16 protein-coding genes are annotated in these 17,775 nt (G+C 42.2%); 8 read left to right on the forward strand and 8 right to left on the reverse strand.

All coding sequences use genetic code 11. From position 1 onward, the window contains the following. The first annotated feature begins 88 nt into the window (after positions 1-88). The 3 genes from HWQ47_RS11720 (at position 89) to HWQ47_RS11730 (ending at position 1,945) form a co-directional block, all read left to right on the forward strand. Positions 89-370: a YcgL domain-containing protein gene (locus tag HWQ47_RS11720; RefSeq protein WP_269971293.1), complete on the forward strand. Its 282-nt coding sequence runs from the start codon at positions 89-91 to the stop codon at positions 368-370. Between the two features lie 36 nt (positions 371-406). Beyond that, the gene (locus HWQ47_RS11725; protein WP_269971294.1) at positions 407-1,411 is read left to right on the forward strand and encodes a lytic murein transglycosylase; all 1,005 of its coding nucleotides are present in this window, start codon (positions 407-409) and stop codon (positions 1,409-1,411) included. A 93-nt stretch (positions 1,412-1,504) separates the two neighbouring features. Beyond that, positions 1,505-1,945 (forward strand): YcgN family cysteine cluster protein, encoded by a 441-nt coding sequence (locus tag HWQ47_RS11730; RefSeq protein ID WP_269971295.1) that lies wholly within the window; start codon positions 1,505-1,507, stop codon positions 1,943-1,945. Between the two features lie 36 nt (positions 1,946-1,981). On the opposite strand, the gene HWQ47_RS11735 is transcribed toward HWQ47_RS11730, so the two are convergent. Continuing rightward, positions 1,982-3,151: a serine hydrolase domain-containing protein gene (locus tag HWQ47_RS11735; RefSeq protein WP_269971296.1), complete on the reverse strand. Its 1,170-nt coding sequence runs from the start codon at positions 3,149-3,151 to the stop codon at positions 1,982-1,984. Positions 3,152-3,376: 225 nt separating this feature from the next. On the opposite strand from HWQ47_RS11735, the gene HWQ47_RS11740 reads away from it, so the two are divergent. Then, positions 3,377-4,045 carry a Type 1 glutamine amidotransferase-like domain-containing protein gene (locus HWQ47_RS11740; protein ID WP_269971297.1) on the forward strand — a complete coding sequence of 223 codons (669 nt, stop codon included), beginning with the start codon at positions 3,377-3,379 and terminating at the stop codon, positions 4,043-4,045. Between the two features lie 61 nt (positions 4,046-4,106). Here the strand turns inward: HWQ47_RS11740 and HWQ47_RS11745 are convergent, their stop codons facing one another. The 3 genes from HWQ47_RS11745 to pdsR all read right to left on the reverse strand — a co-directional run bounded on the left by HWQ47_RS11745 (position 4,107) and on the right by pdsR (position 8,344). Further along, complete coding sequence (locus HWQ47_RS11745) at positions 4,107-5,282, reverse strand: cystathionine beta-lyase (RefSeq protein WP_269971298.1); 1,176 nt, start codon at positions 5,280-5,282, stop codon at positions 4,107-4,109. 119 nt (positions 5,283-5,401) lie between these two features. Beyond that, positions 5,402-7,579: a proteobacterial dedicated sortase system histidine kinase gene (gene pdsS / locus HWQ47_RS11750; RefSeq protein WP_269971299.1), complete on the reverse strand. Its 2,178-nt coding sequence runs from the start codon at positions 7,577-7,579 to the stop codon at positions 5,402-5,404. Positions 7,580-7,648: 69 nt separating this feature from the next. Then, positions 7,649-8,344, reverse strand: a complete 696-nt coding sequence (gene pdsR, locus HWQ47_RS11755; RefSeq protein ID WP_269971300.1) for a proteobacterial dedicated sortase system response regulator — start codon at positions 8,342-8,344, stop codon at positions 7,649-7,651. 266 nt (positions 8,345-8,610) lie between these two features. On the opposite strand from pdsR, the gene pdsO reads away from it, so the two are divergent. Genes pdsO through HWQ47_RS11770 form a run of 3 tightly spaced genes read left to right on the forward strand, consistent with a single transcriptional unit; the run spans position 8,611 to position 12,196 of the window. Continuing rightward, entirely contained in the window at positions 8,611-9,348 is a 738-nt protein-coding gene (gene pdsO / locus HWQ47_RS11760) for a sortase-associated OmpA-like protein PdsO (protein WP_269971301.1), read from the forward strand. A 30-nt stretch (positions 9,349-9,378) separates the two neighbouring features. Further along, positions 9,379-11,586: a marine proteobacterial sortase target protein gene (locus HWQ47_RS11765; protein ID WP_269971302.1), complete on the forward strand. Its 2,208-nt coding sequence runs from the start codon at positions 9,379-9,381 to the stop codon at positions 11,584-11,586. Further along, positions 11,579-12,196, forward strand: coding sequence for a class GN sortase (locus tag HWQ47_RS11770; protein ID WP_269971303.1), 618 nt, complete (start codon positions 11,579-11,581; stop codon positions 12,194-12,196). Before HWQ47_RS11765 ends, HWQ47_RS11770 begins: the two co-directional genes overlap by 8 nt. A 20-nt stretch (positions 12,197-12,216) precedes the next feature. On the opposite strand, the gene HWQ47_RS11775 is transcribed toward HWQ47_RS11770, so the two are convergent. The 4 genes from HWQ47_RS11775 to HWQ47_RS11790 form a co-directional block, all read right to left on the reverse strand. Then, positions 12,217-13,242 carry a GGDEF domain-containing protein gene (locus HWQ47_RS11775; protein WP_269971304.1) on the reverse strand — a complete coding sequence of 342 codons (1,026 nt, stop codon included), beginning with the start codon at positions 13,240-13,242 and terminating at the stop codon, positions 12,217-12,219. A gap of 131 nt (positions 13,243-13,373) precedes the next feature. After that, positions 13,374-15,998, reverse strand: a complete 2,625-nt coding sequence (locus tag HWQ47_RS11780) for an MlaD family protein (RefSeq protein WP_269971305.1) — start codon at positions 15,996-15,998, stop codon at positions 13,374-13,376. Further along, positions 15,985-16,617, reverse strand: a complete 633-nt coding sequence (locus HWQ47_RS11785; protein WP_269971306.1) for a paraquat-inducible protein A — start codon at positions 16,615-16,617, stop codon at positions 15,985-15,987. The genes HWQ47_RS11780 and HWQ47_RS11785 overlap by 14 nt, the downstream gene beginning before the upstream one ends. Further along, entirely contained in the window at positions 16,610-17,236 is a 627-nt protein-coding gene (locus HWQ47_RS11790; protein WP_269971307.1) for a paraquat-inducible protein A, read from the reverse strand. The genes HWQ47_RS11785 and HWQ47_RS11790 overlap by 8 nt, the downstream gene beginning before the upstream one ends. A 239-nt stretch (positions 17,237-17,475) precedes the next feature. Between HWQ47_RS11790 and HWQ47_RS11795 the strand changes: the two genes are divergently transcribed. After that, positions 17,476-17,760, forward strand: coding sequence for a YebG family protein (locus tag HWQ47_RS11795; protein ID WP_269971729.1), 285 nt, complete (start codon positions 17,476-17,478; stop codon positions 17,758-17,760). The last annotated feature ends 15 nt before the right edge of the window (positions 17,761-17,775 follow it).

Below are 17,775 nucleotides of genomic sequence, written 5' to 3' on the forward strand. Positions count from 1 at the left end.
GATACTGATATGCATTATATTAATAGTTGTCCATGTTATAGTGTGACTCAGTCTGAGGCAAGTTGAATAGCAGGAAAGTGGACAGTATATGATCTGTGCAGTATATAAGAGTCGACGTAAGCTAGATAGTTATCTATTCGTTGAAAAACGTAATGAATTTGAACGTGTTCCAGAAGCATTACTTGAGATGTTTGGTACGCCAGAGCTTGTAATGGTATTGCCTTTGATGAAGCGAGATCATTTGGGTTTTGCCGATATTGAGAAAGTAAAGACTGAATTGGCTGATAAAGGTTACTACTTGCAACTACCTCCGCCGTTGGTCAACTTACTCGAGGAGCACAAGCGTGAAATTGGCTATAGTAGAGATTAGTTAAGATAAAAGATTAGCTTAATTTAGGGATACAAAATGACAGGGAAGAATCTCGGGGCCATTAGTGCCACATTTGTGCTCGTTTTTGGTTTCCAGCAAACTGTTTTGGCGCAAGAAAGCAAATTGAAACTTAGTTTTAACCATTACCTTTCTACACTTAAAGATGAAGCCAAAGAGATTGGCATAGACGAGAGGACCATTGAGTCTAGTTTTCCTGACATCAAGTTGTTTAGAACGGCACAAGATACCAATAAAGCTCCATTTAAGGAGGCATCTTCGTTAGATACCTATATTCCTGAACGTGTCCCAGAATGGAAAGTTGAAAAAGCCAGAACCTTTTATAAGCAATATAAGACAGAGCTTGAGGCAATAGGGTTAGAATATGGAGTTCAGCCAAGATTTATTCTTGCACTTTGGGGATTAGAGTCTGATTTTGGCGCCGATACGAGTCAGTATCCGTTGCTGTCTGTGGTAGCCTCACGAGCCTATGAAAATCCCGAGCACGATGAATATAAAGATGAGTTTTTTGCTACGCTTAAAATCCTCGAACAAGAATCTTTGCAAGTCAATGAACTGCTAGGTTCATCTAAAGGTTTGTTGGGACAACCTAAATTTTTACCTAGTCAATATCTTACTTACGCTCAAGATGGCAATGCTGACGGTAAAAAAGATCTATGGAATAATCCTCAAGATGTGTTTGCTTCACTCGCTAATTATTTGAAATTGGTGGGATGGAAAGGTAAAGAAACCTGGGGAAGACAAGTGCTACTCCCCGAAAATTTTGATGAAAAACATTCATCGAGTGCTATTAGCAATACGTTTTCTCAATGGACTGAACTTGGAATAACCCGCTATAACGGCAATGTATTGCCAAAACGTGATGATATGTTGGTTTCATTGATTATTCCAGATGGCTCTAAAGGCCGGGCTTATCTTATTTATGATAATTACCGCACATTGATAAAACGAATGAATTCAGATTACCATGCGTTATCAGTTGCTTATCTTTCTGAGCGGATCAAGTATTCTGAAATCAACTGATCCCTTCTCATGTTCATCAACCGTGACTTCTTTGTATCAGTTGACTAGTGTAAAATAGCCTGCGGAAGTAGGCTTTTTTGTAGAAATTAAATTATGTCATTTTGGAAAGAAAAAACGTTATTTCAGATGGACGCCCTCGAATGGGAGTCTTTGTGTGATGGGTGTGGTAAGTGCTGCTTAAATAAATTGATCGATGATGAAACGGAAGAGCTTTATTACACCAATGCAGCGTGTAAGTTACTAGATCATCAAGAGGGACATTGTGTTCACTACCAAGATCGTTTCAACTTTGTTCCTTTGTGTACTCAAGTGACAGTCGATAATGTCGGTGAGTTAACTTGGCTTCCTGATAGCTGTGCCTATAGACGTCTGCATTTAGGGCGGGATTTACCCTCTTGGCACCCATTAAATACGGGGTCAAAAGAGGCCATGCATCAAGCTGGAATGTCGACTCAAAATAAAGTGAAATGTGAAACAAATATCAAATACATGGAAGATCACATCGTCTTGTGGCCTTTGAGAGATCAAGACTAATACAGCTTAAGAAGTCGTCGTCTTGATTGTACTCATTTATCTTCCTGAGCTGCCTTTACTCGATGCGAGTTTTTCTTGTTTTATTACTTTGTGCCAAAATTCAGCCCCGAGTTCCGCAATCACGCGGGATTCGCCATTGAGTAACATCGCCATGCCTATTTTCAGGCGAGGGGAGTAAGCAACCTCAGCCACGTAACCGGCGACCCAGCCAGCATGGTATACCAGTTCCTCTCCCTCAAAATTATAAACTCTCCAGCCTTTACCATAATGCGCATCTTTGAGGTAAGTTCGCCATTCACGGCGCCTCAACTCTTTACTTGTTCTTACTCCATGTTCCTTGATGTCATGGAGCAGCTGAGGGCTTAATACCTTGGGATTATTGCCTAAGTTGGCAATTAACCATTTTGAAATATCGGTGATACTGGCATTAACGCCGGCTGCCGGTTCAACTTGATAATAGTTAGCTTTAACTCTGACCTTTTTAAAGCCAGAACGGGTTTTAACATGAGGGCTTGCACGGTTATTTGTTGCTAAGAAAGCTTCCATACCGATAGAAGCAGTGTCCATCTTTAAGGGGGTGAAAATGCGTGTTTCAACCAAGTTTGAATAGCTCTTTCCTGTTTGCTGTTCGATAACGGGTTGTATAAATGAAAAAGCGATATTTTGGTAACTGTAACAAGCTCCTGGAGAGCACATGGGAGTGAGTTTAGAAAATTGGGGAATGATTTTTTTTAACTTACCGTTGGCATTAAGAATGTTATCGTAACTGTTTGGCATTAGGCCAGTGCTTTGACCGATTAAATGACCCAGGTTTATTTGTGCAGTTGCGATTTTATCGGCAAGCATAAACTCTGGCATGTACTGAGTTAGAGGATCTTCCCAACTGAACTTATCCTCATGAACCAACATTGTCGCTAAGGTACCTGCGAAGGTTTTCGATACCGAGGCTAGACGAAAAACAGTGTCCTTATTTACGTTTAAAGAACCGTCTTTTTTCCGTTTTCCGTATGTGCTCATTTTCAGTATTTTACTATCTTCGATGATCACAAATGCACCACCGGGTACACCATTTTTTTTGAGCTGTTTGTGGAATTGCTGCTTGAAATTATTGCTTATAGCTTGATAATCAGATTTTGCTTGAAGGTTGGTTGAAAGCAAAAAGCAAGCAAGTCCGATAGGAATTAATTGTTGAGGCCGAGATAACATAAGAGATGCTTCCAAAAAATAACGTATGAATTGCAGCTAAAAAGGGCTTGTGAATACAAGCGCTGCTTGGATAAAAATTCTAGTGTTAGGCTAACAAAAAAATGTAAATAAAACAGCATAGAAAGAAATAAAATATCTTTCTATGCTGTTTATTAATAAAAGTCTTGCCAGGTATTATCGGGCTAGCTAATCTGGTTCTACATTATATTCAATAAATTGTGAAGTATGAAGCTCGCTCTACTCAGTGACCCCTCATCAACAAATGGTATTAACGCGATTAAGCAAGTGTTAGCAGCTTTGCAAAAAAGGGCTGTAAAAGTCGGTTATATTGCTTCGGAGCCAGAACCTGATAGACACTATTTTCGCCAGACTCAAGTGCTTTATAAAAATCTTGGTGCAAGGTTAGAACACTATTTAGAACTTGAAACTGGTTTCGATGAAACTGCTTTCGTTGAACAGCTCTGTTGCGATGTGATCCATTTGGCTGGCGGTGATACCTTCAGGTTCTTAAAAGGGTTACAGCACCGAGGGCTTATACCACGCTTGCGAGAGAACGTAATGGCAGGCGGTGCGCTGATTGGTGTGAGTGCCGGGGCGATGATCATGACACCCTCGATAGAAAGTGCACCTCTGTGTGGTGACAGTAATGGTGTTGGCTTAGATAACTTGTCTGCGCTAGGTGTTACCCCATTTCATTTTATGCCTCATCTGTCAGCAGACATTAATACGCCTGTGGATTTTATTTCAACGTTAACTGAGAGAAACATCGAGTTTGATGACACTCTACTTGAGCAGTTATACCTGTGTCAGGATAATGCTGCTGTAACCTTGATAGATGGGGTAATTGATGAGCTTGGCGGCCCCTTACTCTGGACTCACTGTATTGAGTGCTGATGGACGAAACCTCGATGCAGGTTTCCAGGTTTCATCCGTCGTTAAAATTTTACTGATGGTATTATTTGAGCGCTTGATTAAATCGTGCGAAACCAGCTTCTAAATCGGCAATTAAATCATCAGGGTGTTCCAAACCCACATGCAAACGAATAAGCGGCTTACTACTATCCCAACTTGTTGCTGTTCTGAGTCTGTCGATGCCAAATACCCCTAAGATCAGACTTTCAAAACCTCCCCAAGAAAAGCCCATCTTAAAGTGTTGCATGTTTTCAACCAGTGCCGTGACAGAAGTGAGATCTCCCTCTTTTAGTACAAAAGAGAACAAACCATTAGCTGCAGTAAAATCACGCTCAAAAAACTCATGACCTGGGCAGGTGTCAAAGGCTGGATGCCTGATATGGTCCACTTCGGGGCGAGATTGTAGCCAGTTAGCCACTTTAAGAGCATTTCGTTCATGTTGCTGCATACGAACGGCCAGTGTTCTTAGGCCTCGACTGGCCAGATAGACATCATCGGGTGAAGTACATTGACCCATTAGGTAGCTGTTTTCTCTTAACTGATCCCAATGTGCTTCATTGGCGGTTGCCGTACCCATCATGACATCAGAATGGCCAACAATATATTTGGTGGCAGCTTGGATAGAGATATCAACGCCCATATCGAAAGGACGTGAGTTAATGGGGGAAGCCCACGTATTATCCAACATCACAATTAATTTGTGCTGATGTGCAATCTTGGCTAATGTCGGTACATCTTGGATCTCCATGGTGATGGATCCTGGAGATTCTAAGAACAACACCTTGGTATTGGGCTGGATAAGCTCCCTGATCCCTTCGCCTATCATGGGATCATAATAGGTGGTCTCGATGCCAAACCCTGCCAACAGCTTATTGCATAGATCCCGAGTCGGTTCATAGGCAGTGTCGACCATTAACAGATGATCGCCGGACTTTAGAAATGAGAGTAGAGCGCCACTAATTGCAGCGGATCCTGATGGGTATAGCGCAGTGCCAACACCGCCTTCAAGTTCGGCAATGGCAGCCTGAAAAGCAAAATGAGTTGGTCCACCACGTCGACCATAGAACATCTCGCCTTTTGCTCTATTCTTGGTTGCGAATCGCATCTCTTCCATGGTGTCGAAAACCATGGTTGATGCTCTAAAAACAGGCGGATTGATGACCCCCTTGGTCCATTTTTTGTCACGTCCGACACTGATGATCTGCGTTTCTTTTTTCATAGGGTAATAATTCCACAACTAAAATGTATTTTTAGCCATCTTAACATCTAAACGGCCAAATGAAAGTGGGTTTTAATAAGCCATAATGAGCTTTCAGCTTGTATAGATGACTTGGCCTATTAATCGAGTGGTAGGCTAACCACTATCTCTACGCCATGACTCTGTTTATCACTGCCACTTAATTGCAGGTTTCTGGCGATGATTTTCCCATGGTGAAAGTCGGTAATTAAACGAGCAATATAGAGGCCTAACCCCAGATGCGGTTTGTCTTGCGATTTTTGTTGTCTAACTGACACCATAGACTCAAATATCTGTTCAGCCATATTTTCTGGCAGTTCAGGTCCTAAATTACTGATTGAGAGCTGTGCGAGTTTATTTTTTACCGTGAGAGTGACCGAAATTTGCGTGCCTTTGAGACTAAATTCTAAGGCGTTGGCAATCAACTTATCCATCAATTGTGCAATATATTCTGGTACACCTGTCATCAACAAATCCTCTTCTGAGATATCGGTGATAAATTCTTTATTTGGGTAGGTGAGTTGGTAGCCCTGAACACAACCACTGATAACCTTAGAGAGCGGGAAGGTATCAAGCTCTGCGGTGGATAAGCTCTCTTCTAGTCGGGTCGCTTCGCTCATGTTATTTAGAATCATGTTCAAGCGGCTAACGCCTTCTTGTGCCCGATCAACATATTTACGGCTGTCAGAATCGAGAGTTTGCAAGCCTAGGTGCTCTAGTGACGATCGAACCACGGCAACCGGGGTTCGTAGTTCGTGTGAGAGTCTGGAACTCATATTTTCTAGGTAGTGAGTATACTGGCCTAATCGACTGACAATACTAGCAAAGCTTCTCGATAAGTCGCCTATTTCATCTCTAACTTTTGAGCCTTTAATATGGTTTTTTATTCGGCCTTGACTGTCGATAGCTTCTTCGGCTTCATCCCTGAGCTTACGGATACGACTGGAGATACTGGAGGCGAAGAAAAACAGTGCTAAAGTGCCCATGCTCATGATGGTGATAATGACATTGAAGAGCTTCTCTAAGGCTTTATTTCGTAAGGTTCTGATCCCGTGAGTGGTCTCCTCTGAGATCACAACTCCCATGACTTTATCATCGATCCAAATTGGGCTAGCTGCGGCCAGAATAACCGCTTTATTATCTGGAGTGAGTCGCCACGTTGAACCTTCCTTACCTGCAAGGGCTTGTTGAATGTGGCTGCCACCTAGTACGGTTGAATCTTGTAATGAGTCGATAAAATCTTTAGGCGGGGTTGTCAGTATCCGATAATAAAGCGGGTGCAGGTACTTTTGTTTAAATCGCTGCCATAAGCTTGGATTTAGAGGTTCAGTTATGGTGCGGGTCCAGACGCTGTTACTGGTACGAATGTCGCCGGATTTAGCAAGCACGCGGCCATGTTTGTCTACCACCCAAATTCGTGAACTGTTATGGCTCATCCCTTTAATGATGTTTTCAATTTCTGGAGAGGGCACTAGGACGGTACCTAGCTTATCAACATCATCGATAGCTGAGGTACCTATAATCGTGTCTAAACTTCCCGTTTTAGCGTCGTTAACATCATATATCGCAAAGCCTAGTTTACTGCCTACCATATCCAATGGAATACGCAGTTCGACATTATAACCTAAGGCTGTCTTCACCCATTTTCCTTGGATCTTAATTTCAGGGGTAACAGGTACTGAAAGACTCGGGTCCTCAGGGAGTTCAAAGGCACTTATCCATCCATCTTTGGTGGTTGCTACAATATATCGCTTGAATTTGCCATCGGGAGCTAGAGTGGCAATGGCTAAGTGATCATTACGATCTATCTGTAGAGTATTCTTGCCTCGATAGACGACATTGGGATCGGTGACTTCGAAGAAACCATAAAGATATCCAGCATATTTCCCCACCATATGAGTAAAATTTATGCTTAAAGGGCTATCTGGATTGGCTTTAAATATTTGATGATTTTCACCATAGTTGAGGCTTTTATGCCTGTAGACTGCCCAATCACCGAGTTTGCCATCCAACTGAATGGGCCCTGATAGTGGGTGGGCGTAGAGATCTCTGCCTTGTTGCACTTGGGTTAAAAAACTTGCTTGACTGTCAAACAGCTTAGGTCTTTCATGCAGGGCTGTGGCTAATGCTTGTGTGGTACCTTCTAAGGTTTTCTCTTGGCCATATCTTAAGTATTTTTCCATCTCCCAGACATACTGGTAGCCCAGCCAAGGAAGACAGAGCAAAAATAGTGATAATATGGCGACCTTACTCCTTAACCCTATGGGAAGGTTAAACATAGTTCGTTCTCTGCTTTGAAGTTAATGGTCGTCGCCATGTCGAGTGTGAAATAAACTTGGTGCATATCATTAAAGGACCTGAGGCTCCCAACGGTATCCCATGCCATAAACAGTGTCGATGCAATCAAATTCAGAGTCTTGGGCGATAAACTTTTTTCTTATCCGCTTAACATGGGAAGTGATGGTGCTATCGTCGACATATATTTTTGCTTCTTGCATCAAAGCTTGACGATTTTTAACGTGACCTGGGTGCTTAGCTAACGCGTGAACCATCCAAAATTCGGTGACAGTTAGTTCGATAGGAGCCATGTTCCAGTAAACCTGCATACGATTGGCATCGATAGTTAACGAGCCTCTTTCAAGTAAGTTTTCAATTTCCAATGACTTACCTTGCAGCTCAGCGCGCCTAAACAGTGCAGCCAAGCGGGCGATTAAGTGAGGAAAGCTGACATCTTTGCTGAGGTAATCATCGGCGCCTAAACGTAGGCCACACACAGTATCAAAGTCACTGTCTCTGGCTGTTAGGAAGATGATAGGTAAATTACTGGACATGGCCCTGAGTGATTGGCAAAGCGCAAACCCTCCATCAATTTCATCTTCTAACCCTATATCAATGATGGCTAAATCCGGTAATCGAGTTGTGAATGCTTGCATAGCACTAGGGCGATTGGCGTATGCCTGAACGCTATAGCCTTGCTGCTGCAATACCTCCTTATAATTTTCTCGTATAGCCGCTTCATCTTCCACAATTGCGATACGTTTCATCAATTTTTACCTTTAGGATTGTAATACCGTCAGCGCATCGAGTGTCAGTACTGAGCTGATGATAATTAAGTTCTGCAGGAGACTATACAGGAAATTTTATGGGATAAAAGACGCTGAGATGGATTGCCATTTTGTTGCCACAATTCATAAGTGTAATGACATTTTTTCTCCCTGTAGCGGCCATATACCTCCTGTTTAATGAACCTATCGAAAGGCAGTCACTATTTACTCTGCCTATTAATAATTACCATAGATAGGAAATAACAATGAACAAGAAAATAATCGCCCTTTTAGTGATGAGCAGCCTAACTGTTTCAAATGCAAGTTTCGCAACAGAGCAAACTGATGAGAGAGAACATAATGAGGAACTGGTTGGACTCACTTCTGGGATCATTCTGGGGGCGGTAGTGGGTGGGCCCGTTGGTGCCATCATAGGAGCGTTTACTGGTGCACTATTAGGCAAGTCTGTCGGTGATGATTCTGAAATCGATTCTCAACAGGCTAAAATAGTTGAAAAAAACTCACAGCTCATGGCATTAAATGATGATAATCAATCTCTACAAGTTATTGCGGACCAATATGATGAGGCGCAGCAGCAATTAGTTCTGTTAAAGCGGGCTCAAGAGCAGAAACTGACTGAGTTAGCCATGGGGTTAAACATTCAGTTTAAAACAGGCTCATCTGAACTAGCGCCTCACATACAGCGTCAACTTGATGATTTGGCATATGCCATGTCTATTTCGCCTGAGTTGAGTTTGGACATGACGGGGTATGCAGATAGAAGAGGGAATTCGACTTATAATCAAGCGCTGTCAGAGCAACGGGTTGCCGAAGTGAAAAGCTATTTAGTGGCTCAAGGTGTCGATGAAAACCGTTTGGCATTTAAGGCATACGGTGCAAGTGCTCCGTTGGCTGAAGATCAGAGTTTTGAAAATGACTTCTTTGATAGAAGAGTCAATATCAAGCTTATTTCAAGTGAGTCTACGCTCGCTGCAAATCAATAATCTCTTTTTATAAAATAAAGGACTATGTTGATGAAAATGGATAAGCAATTTCTCTTTAAAGCGCGGGATAAAAATATCTCTGTACTGTCATCGGTTGCCCCCATATGGGGGGCGACACTTCGTCAGAAAATCGTTGTCGGCTTCTTATGCTGTCTGAGCTTTACAACTTATGCTGAAGAGACGGATCGCCCTCAGGCGAGCTTGGTGTATAAATCAATTAATGGTGAGGAGCAGGTGAGCCTACCACTCAATACTCAAGTGCAGATGAAAGTGTCGGGTTGGATTAATCGAGTCAAAGTCAGGCAGGAGTTTCGTAATGACACAGATCATTGGCTCAATGGCGACTATCAATTTCCTTTGCCTAATGAAGCGGCAGTGGATCATATGCGGCTGCAGATAGGTTCTCAAGTTATAGAAGGTAAGATCCAAGAAAAACAAGCGGCAAAAAAACAATTTGAAATAGCAAAGAAAGCGGGGCAACGTGCGAGTCTAGTGGCTCAATCAAAAACCAATATTTTTACCACTTCGGTGGCCAACTTAGGGCCGAGTGAGACCCTAGTGGTTGAGATCCGTTATCAGGAGTTGGTGAGCTATAAACAAGGCGAGTTTAGCCTTAGGTTCCCGATGGTTGTGAACCCTCGTTATTTATCTCCGATGTCTGAGCTTAACGTTGCAGAGCTTAGTGCGCAGACGACGTTAGATAAAATAGAGGCGTACTTTGACAATAATTCAAGATTTAGTCCCCGTGATACAAGTTTAACCCCTAAAGTAAGTATCAGAGTTGAGTTAAATGCTGGTGTCTCGCTGGAAAGAGTGTCGAGCCCATATCATAAGGTGAGTCAAACCCAACTCAGTGATTCCCGTTATACCGTTGAGCTTGTTGATACGACAGCTAACCGTGATTTTGTGTTGAACTGGATACCACAATTGAGTATTGAACCTGTCGCGACTGTCTTTTCACAAACAGGCCAGACGTATTCACCCTCAGATGAGCTGAGTCGTATTAAAAGTGCGAGTGCCATAAAACAAGAAATACTTGAGGATGACTTTGCGCTATTAATGTTGTTGCCTCGAGCTGTTCAGCAGCAAGATATCATGATTCCCAGAGAGCTTATTCTGGTTATCGATACGTCTGGCTCCATGTCTGGTGGCTCAATAGAGCAGGCTAAGAAAGCGCTCCTTTTTGCCCTTGCGGGGTTAAGAGTAAACGATACCTTTAATGTGATTGAATTTAATTCCAAGGTTGACGCGCTATCAGCTCAACCGTTGGCTGCGACAGCTAAAAATATTGGTCGAGCTAATCAGTATGTACGAGCTCTTGAAGCTGAGGGAGGCACTGAAATGAGGTTGGCACTTAAGGCAGCCTTGGATGTACAACACACAGAAGTGAACAATAAAGGTCGTTTACGTCAGGTGTTATTTATGACCGATGGTGCAGTCGGGGATGAGTCGGCACTGTTTTACCTTATAAAGCAAAAGATTGGAGATAGTCGCTTATTTACCTTGGGGATTGGTTCAGCGCCAAATTCACATTTTATGCAAAGGGCTGCGGAGTTTGGCCGTGGCACGTTTACTTATATCGGTAAATTAGATGAGGTGCAGAGTAAGATTGAAGCGCTGCTGCATCAGATTGAGCGCCCGCAGTTAACTGACATTAAGTTGAGGTATGCCGATAATCGAGTGCCAGATTATTGGCCAGCAGTTATCCCTGATCTCTACGCTGAAGAGCCTTTGTTGGTGGCAATAAAAATGAATTCATTACTTCATACAGCGTCGCCCTCAGAGCTGGTAGTCTCCGGCACTATAGCGGGTCAATACTGGCAAAAGAGTGTATCTCTTAAAGAGAGAGAGCCTGCTTTAGGATTAGATCTCCTCTGGGCAAGAAAACAGATCTCAGCTCTTGAGTTGAGTAAAGATGGGGTTAATGAGCAGAGGGTGAAACAACAGATAACGGCACTTGCACTTAACTATCATTTGGTTAGTGCCCATACGAGTTTAGTCGCGATAGAGCTGACACCTGCAAGGCATAGCTCAATTGTACCTAAAAGTGCCACAGTATTAAACGCGATACCTTTTGGCTGGACGCCCTCAGGAAGTTTGCCTCAAACAGGAACTGCAAGTCGTTTATTCATCTTGATGGGGTGTGTGTTATTTAGTTTGCTTGGGATCTATCTATTGAGCTATCAAAGGGCCTTTGGCATCGCCGTTTACGGTAGAAAAGGGGATCTAGATGTTTAAGAGACAGTCTTTTCACCGGATTGGTGTCGTTATTGTTTTTGTCTTAGCGGTTTGGTTTTTAGGTCAGGGAGTTTATATGCAAGCTAAAGCACATTTTGCGCAGTATCTTATTGAACAGGCATGGGAAAGATCGCTTAAGGATCAACAGCCTCATAAACCTTGGAGTTGGGCTGATACTTATCCGATAGCAAAATTGTCTTTTGTGGAAGTGGAGGAGGAAGTCTATGAGTCATCAGATGAAAGATTTGAAGCTAATTCAATGTATGTGCTAGAGGGGGGATCTGGCAGGAACTTGGCTTTTGGTCCCGTTGAAATTCAAGATGCTAGTAACGGAAAAGGGAATCGAAACCGGATCATTGCTGGCCATAATGATACCCATTTTTCGATTTTAGAGGGCGTTAAACGAGGCAAACTGATTAAGTTACTCGATAGAAGTGGAACTGAGGTTATTTATAAAGTTATGCACACCCAAGTTGTACATGAATCCGATACTCATGTGTTGGCACCGAGTACAGATAAGCAACTGACATTGATCACTTGCTATCCTTTCCGAACACTGCATTCAGGTGGAGCGTTGCGGTTTATTGTTCATGCCGAGGCCGTTGGATAACGCTGTTTACTCACTTGGCGTTAATTCGAGATGGGCATAACCCTGTTTCTACCCAATCGTTTTGCTTCATAAAGTAGCTTGTCTGCTTGCTCTATTAATTGAGTTGCACTGATAGATGGCTGCCATTGGGCTACACCGAAAGAGGCGGTGATATTGTTGATCATGGTGTCTTTGCGTCTATCTTTTAGCGATACCTTTTCTAGTGCTCTACGCATAGCCTCTGCGAGGTGTCTTGCTTTACGAAGCTGACTGTTGGGTGTGATCACGGCAAACTCTTCACCACCATAGCGGTATATTTTGGTTCCATCTCTGCAGGATTCACTCAGGCGTTTGGAGACAACCTTAAGGACTAGATCACCCAATTGATGACCATAGTTGTCGTTAAATGCTTTGAAATGATCTATATCAATCATGATTAAGCATAATCCTTCAGGGGCCTGATTCAATAACCCTTTTAAGTCAGAGTCAAATGCTCTCCGGTTTAATACACCAGTTAAGGCATCGAACAATACATCTTTTTCTGATTTTTTAAGTTGAGCTTTTAAGGTTTCGATCTCCTGTTGAGCTCGTTTTAGATGGCCAGTGAAATACTCAGTACTAGAGCGAATATCATCGGACTCTTTGACTAAATTACGGACGATGCCTAACACTTTTTCAAGACTAACACCTTCCTCTTCGATACGATTGAGTTGGTCGAAGTTACTGTCAATTCTATTTTGAAAATAAGTCGCGTCTGTGTTGGTATCTTTTAGAGATTGGGACAGTTCAGTGGCCATCGCTTCCAGATTTTGGCGCATATCAATGACGTCGAGCTCAACGGGATCGGAAACAAACTCACGATACAGAAGAGTTGAATTGGAGGGGGAGCAAGTATTATGTTCTTGTATTATCGTATCGAGTTGTTTATTAAGATTAGGTTGCTGTTCGTCAACATAGGCATACCAAAGCGCATAATTGGTTGGCGTAGTGGGGATATGATGCTTGAGCATCAAGGGTACCGCTTTCTTTAAATTAATCGCCGCCAGTTGCATGAGCTCTTTGGTCATATGAATACCTGAGTGGTTTGCTATAAAACCTTGCTGTCAGTGAAATGATAGTAAAACAGCGCAAATGAAGCTAGCAGGAATAAAGAATAAAGCCAAAATTGTCATTCTGGCTTTATTCTTTATATTGGCGATTAGGGTGCCATTTGGATCGGGTCCCAATTTAGCCATTCTGGGGCGATCTGCTTCTGCAGTATAAATTGAGCGTCTGGTGACAACTGATTTGAGGAGGTCGTAGATGTTTGGGTTACAACGCCAATCCCACCTGCCAGTATCGTTTCTAATGTACCGGTTTCAATTTTAGCTCCTGAGAATAAGCCAATATCGACTTTGACACCTGATAGATCCCAAAACTGACTAGAGTTATTAATTAAGTGACCATATCGACTATCTATGTGTGAATTGATGAGTACAGAATTTCCCATATCCGATAGGTTATAACTGTCGACTTGTCCGACTCTGATCCCTCTAAAGAATATTGGCGTCCCCACTTTAATAGAGCCCAGTGTGCTATTTACTAGAGTAAATAGCAGTTCCCCTGCTTTAATCAGTTTCGACGGTGTCATTTCGCCGATAAAGTGTTTAGTCGTTTCTGCACTAAGGCCTGGGATGACACCGACATAAGGGCCTGTGATCAAGGTTTCTGGTGAGGTAATGCCCGACAAAGATATCTGTGCATCAACAATAAAGTAGCGAGCATCGCTTTGAGTGAATTGCGCTGCATAACTGCCATACAGGTATGCTTTCACTGTGACATTATTAAGATCATTATCTAGCTTTACGGATTCAATTTCGCCAACTTGATGGCCTTGATAACGTATAGGTGCTTTTGCGGCAAGTTTGACGTCAGCAGGAAAGCGTAATGATATAGGTTTAGCTTGGGCTAAGGCTAATGATTTCGATGTATAGAGGTATGTTTGGTTTCCAAGCTCTTTTTTATCGAGCAAACCCAAAGTTATACTGCCTTTTAATGCACCTTGCAGTGGTGCCACATCTATCTCAATCCCTGTTAAAGCTGCGCTGACGGAAATGGCACTATTGCGCCAAAATACGGTATTAGATTTAAGTAAACTGGAGAACTTTTTTTGAATGCTTACTTTAATGGCAAAGTTCTCATTGCTTGATTGCCATATGACACTGTTAATCTGACCAACTTTCATTTTCTGGTAATACACAGGAGAACCGGGTGATAGATCGGCACCATCTGGACTGTTTAAGACCAGACTGATCAGGTTTAAGCTATCGAAGTGTTTGTTTGCAGCTTGTTTAGATGTAAACAGAGCCAGCTCAGAGCCTTCACTTACTACAGTTGTAGAGTGTCCTTGAACTAGACTTATTGCCCCTTTTGTTAAGGTCGCTAAGTCTCTGGTTTTGACTGATATACCGTCAAGAGATGCATCAATAGAGAGAACACTTTCGGAAATAAAGTAGCTGTCGCGGGTGATAAGTTGAGTAAATTCGGGCAATATTTCAGTCTGATACTCTATGCCGGATAAGCTAGCATTGAGCTTGACTGAAGTGATGTGGCCGATAGCAATTTGTTTAAATCTGATCTCAGCACCTTCATTGATCCCCTGATTACTTTCGGAAGTTAAGGTTAACCTTAGCTTTGTTTGAGCAAGCTGATCGGGTTGCTGGGATAACAGTGGATAATGTGATAATGGCTCGCCTGAACCTGGTGAAAAGTTGATCACACTGCCAGTGAGTAATCGATCGACATGCTTTATACCTGAAAGTGATAAATCAGCACCCTCTAACCAAAAATAGGAGCTTGCTGAGAGTAATTTAGCATGCTCGGTAGATAGTTTTGCAGTAAATTCAACCCCAGATTCTGTGAGTTTTGAGTGTGTGATGCGACCAATATTGATGCCTCTAAACACAATAGCGGTTCCTACAGATGCTGATTCAGCTTTATCGGCTGTGAGCATAAATTCAATACCACCTAGAGCTAGCTCTTCATTATCATAAATTTCATAACGCTGACCTTTCTCTGCAGTATCGGAGTCTTCAGAGGAGTTGAAGCTTAAACCGCCAGCTAATATCGTCGACAAACTTTCTGTTTTAATTTTTATCCCAGACAGTGATGCATCAATGTTAAGTCCTGAAACATTCCAAAACTGCGAGTCCTGCTTAACCAAATGAGCATATTGCTCCTGAATAAAAGCCGTTAACGAGATCTGTTTTGCTCCCTCCAGTTCATAACTGATTATCTGTCCCACAGGGATCTGGCGATAAAACAGTTGAGATCCGACACTTAACGAACCTAAAGTTTTGCTTGTTAATTGAATAAGAAGGCCGTCTTCATTAGGAATAATTGCGGGGGCGTTCCTCTCTGCGTCAAAGAAGGATTGAGGTTTTCCGTCTCCTGGTTGAATAGCAATATAGTTGCCGGAAAATAGCGTGTCTAATCCTTCTACACCTGTAATAGAGGCTTTTGGTGTGACTAACCAGAATTTAGTGCCTTTATTGAGAAAAGGACCGGCCCTGTGATCCATTTTAAGATCGACATTCACACCATTAAGAGTGTTATCTATGCTGATATCGACAACTTTTCCTACCGTTAATCCCTCATAACGAACTAAGGTTTTACCCACATCGATTCCAGTAGCACTGGGGAAATGGACTCGAACTTCGATACCCGCTTCCTTAATACTCTTAATGCCGAGCCAAGCGCCTAATGCCAGAGCCACTAAGGGCAAAAGCCAAATTGGCGAGAATAGTTTCTTTTTTACTACTTTTGGTGCTTCAATTTGTGTCATCTTTCGATTCCAGTCGATCCCAGAGTAAACGAGTGTCCAGTACTTTTGCTGCCATTTGGGTCAGCAAAATCACTAATGCGAATGCAGTGGCTGCCGGTGCAGGCTTGGCATCCAAGAGTTGCCCCATATTCACCAGTGCGACGGTAATGGAGATTACGAATAGGTCTAACATAGACCAACGGCCTATCCATTCAATGACATGGAAGCCGACCATCAGCATTTTTTTGGAGATGGGTAAACGAAAGCTAATGGCGCTTAAATAAATGGTTAAACCAACAATTTTAAGTAAAGGTACCAAAATACTGGCCGTAAACAGAATGATTGCTATCGGAAACATGTCAGACTGCACTAAGTGTGTGATCCCGGTAAATATGGTGTCGTAACGTATTCGACCACGATCGACCAACATAGTAATTGGATAGATATTAGCCGGGATTAACAAGATTGCTGCGGTGATCAACAGTGCCCAACTTTTTTGTAGGCTGCGAGTATCCCTCACGACTAAAAGAGTATCACAGCGAGAGCAATTAAGGTGAGTAAGCTCATTTAACTTGTTGCATGAAGGACAGGAAGTTAGCCCCATCTCTTTGCCTTCAGCTACCTCATCGAGACTATTCATCAAGCATGCTCCACATATGTTCTAAATTATATTCACGTTGTAGAAACAGGGAAACGATAAACAACATTGAGAAACAAAAGGTGCCCATGCCTAAGAAAATATCGGCAAAGTCAGAAAGGTTGAAGACTGAGACTAAAATGCTGATCAAATAAATTTCTAACATACTGAGTTGGGAGATAATGTCCTGATAGGAGAGTAAACGCTTTAATATACTTCGAAAAAAGAGATTGTGAAGTTGATATTTTATAATCAGTATTTGAGACAAAATAGATAAAATAAGCAGTGCTGGTGCAATGACAGCAGTGAGCATGACTGAAATACCCACAATCCAATAACCTTGCCTAGAGACTGCCATGGCACCTTCAGCAATGGTGGTCGTTCTGACACTGCCTAAAAAATGCAACTCTAAAATAGGAAGAAAGTTAGCCGGAGCAATAAAAATCAGTGCAGTAATGCATAAAGCTAACATACCATTAATAGAACAGTATGGCGTATCGTATAAGGCTGTGTCGCAACGCGGGCATAAAGCTCGAACACCAGAAGGAAGGGCACGCTTTCTAACCACCAAGTCACAAGAGCGGCATAAAGTCACACAATCGTCGATACAGTCTCGTTCCATTTCTGGTTTTAAAATCCTTATTTGGCATCCAGTTACAGATGAACCCATGAGTGAGTACCAGGACTATCCAGACTGATTGGGAGTCTAGTATAGTGATTAACCTTAAATCATTCTTAATTATTCAGCATAAATAGCTACTGATAATCATCTGGATAATATCAGATTTTACAGAATACTTGCATAAGAAGTTATTTTTATGAGACTCTGTGACTGTATATAAAAACAGTATAAGGACAGGTATGGCGGTAATTACTAAATTTGTCGTAGTCAGAGAAGGGGTTGAGAAGATGACATTCACATCTAAGAAGGAAGCTGATGCTTACGACAAGATGCTTGATATCGCTGATCAATTAACACCATTTCTGACTCGTTCTGAACTTGAACTTGATGAAAACACCTGTGAAAAGTTAAGCTTCTATTTGGCGCAAAACAAAGATCATTTATTAAGTTTATTAAAAGGTGTTGTGCCTTCGGTAGAAAAAACGGTGAAGAAAACGCCTAAAAAGGTTGAATCTAAAAAATAAAATGTTAGGGGTTTT

The organism is Shewanella sp. MTB7 (assembly GCF_027571385.1).
Taxonomy (GTDB): domain Bacteria; phylum Pseudomonadota; class Gammaproteobacteria; order Enterobacterales; family Shewanellaceae; genus Shewanella.

What these genes read in the sequence shown, in the direction of transcription:
- HWQ47_RS11730 (WP_269971295.1), top strand. Translation starts at nt 1,505, where the DNA reads ATGTCATTTTGGAAAGAAAAAACGTTATTTCAGATGGACGCCCTCGAA.
- HWQ47_RS11775 (WP_269971304.1), bottom strand. Translation starts at nt 13,242, where the DNA reads ATGACCAAAGAGCTCATGCAACTGGCGGCGATTAATTTAAAGAAAGCG.
- HWQ47_RS11740 (WP_269971297.1), top strand. Translation starts at nt 3,377, where the DNA reads ATGAAGCTCGCTCTACTCAGTGACCCCTCATCAACAAATGGTATTAAC.
- pdsS (WP_269971299.1), bottom strand. Translation starts at nt 7,579, where the DNA reads ATGTTTAACCTTCCCATAGGGTTAAGGAGTAAGGTCGCCATATTATCA.
- HWQ47_RS11745 (WP_269971298.1), bottom strand. Translation starts at nt 5,282, where the DNA reads ATGAAAAAAGAAACGCAGATCATCAGTGTCGGACGTGACAAAAAATGG.
- HWQ47_RS11765 (WP_269971302.1), top strand. Translation starts at nt 9,379, where the DNA reads ATGAAAATGGATAAGCAATTTCTCTTTAAAGCGCGGGATAAAAATATC.
- HWQ47_RS11735 (WP_269971296.1), bottom strand. Translation starts at nt 3,151, where the DNA reads ATGTTATCTCGGCCTCAACAATTAATTCCTATCGGACTTGCTTGCTTT.
- HWQ47_RS11780 (WP_269971305.1), bottom strand. Translation starts at nt 15,998, where the DNA reads ATGACACAAATTGAAGCACCAAAAGTAGTAAAAAAGAAACTATTCTCG.
- HWQ47_RS11770 (WP_269971303.1), top strand. Translation starts at nt 11,579, where the DNA reads ATGTTTAAGAGACAGTCTTTTCACCGGATTGGTGTCGTTATTGTTTTT.
- HWQ47_RS11785 (WP_269971306.1), bottom strand. Translation starts at nt 16,617, where the DNA reads ATGAATAGTCTCGATGAGGTAGCTGAAGGCAAAGAGATGGGGCTAACT.
- HWQ47_RS11725 (WP_269971294.1), top strand. Translation starts at nt 407, where the DNA reads ATGACAGGGAAGAATCTCGGGGCCATTAGTGCCACATTTGTGCTCGTT.
- HWQ47_RS11795 (WP_269971729.1), top strand. Translation starts at nt 17,476, where the DNA reads ATGGCGGTAATTACTAAATTTGTCGTAGTCAGAGAAGGGGTTGAGAAG.
- pdsR (WP_269971300.1), bottom strand. Translation starts at nt 8,344, where the DNA reads ATGAAACGTATCGCAATTGTGGAAGATGAAGCGGCTATACGAGAAAAT.
- HWQ47_RS11720 (WP_269971293.1), top strand. Translation starts at nt 89, where the DNA reads ATGATCTGTGCAGTATATAAGAGTCGACGTAAGCTAGATAGTTATCTA.
- pdsO (WP_269971301.1), top strand. Translation starts at nt 8,611, where the DNA reads ATGAACAAGAAAATAATCGCCCTTTTAGTGATGAGCAGCCTAACTGTT.
- HWQ47_RS11790 (WP_269971307.1), bottom strand. Translation starts at nt 17,236, where the DNA reads ATGGAACGAGACTGTATCGACGATTGTGTGACTTTATGCCGCTCTTGT.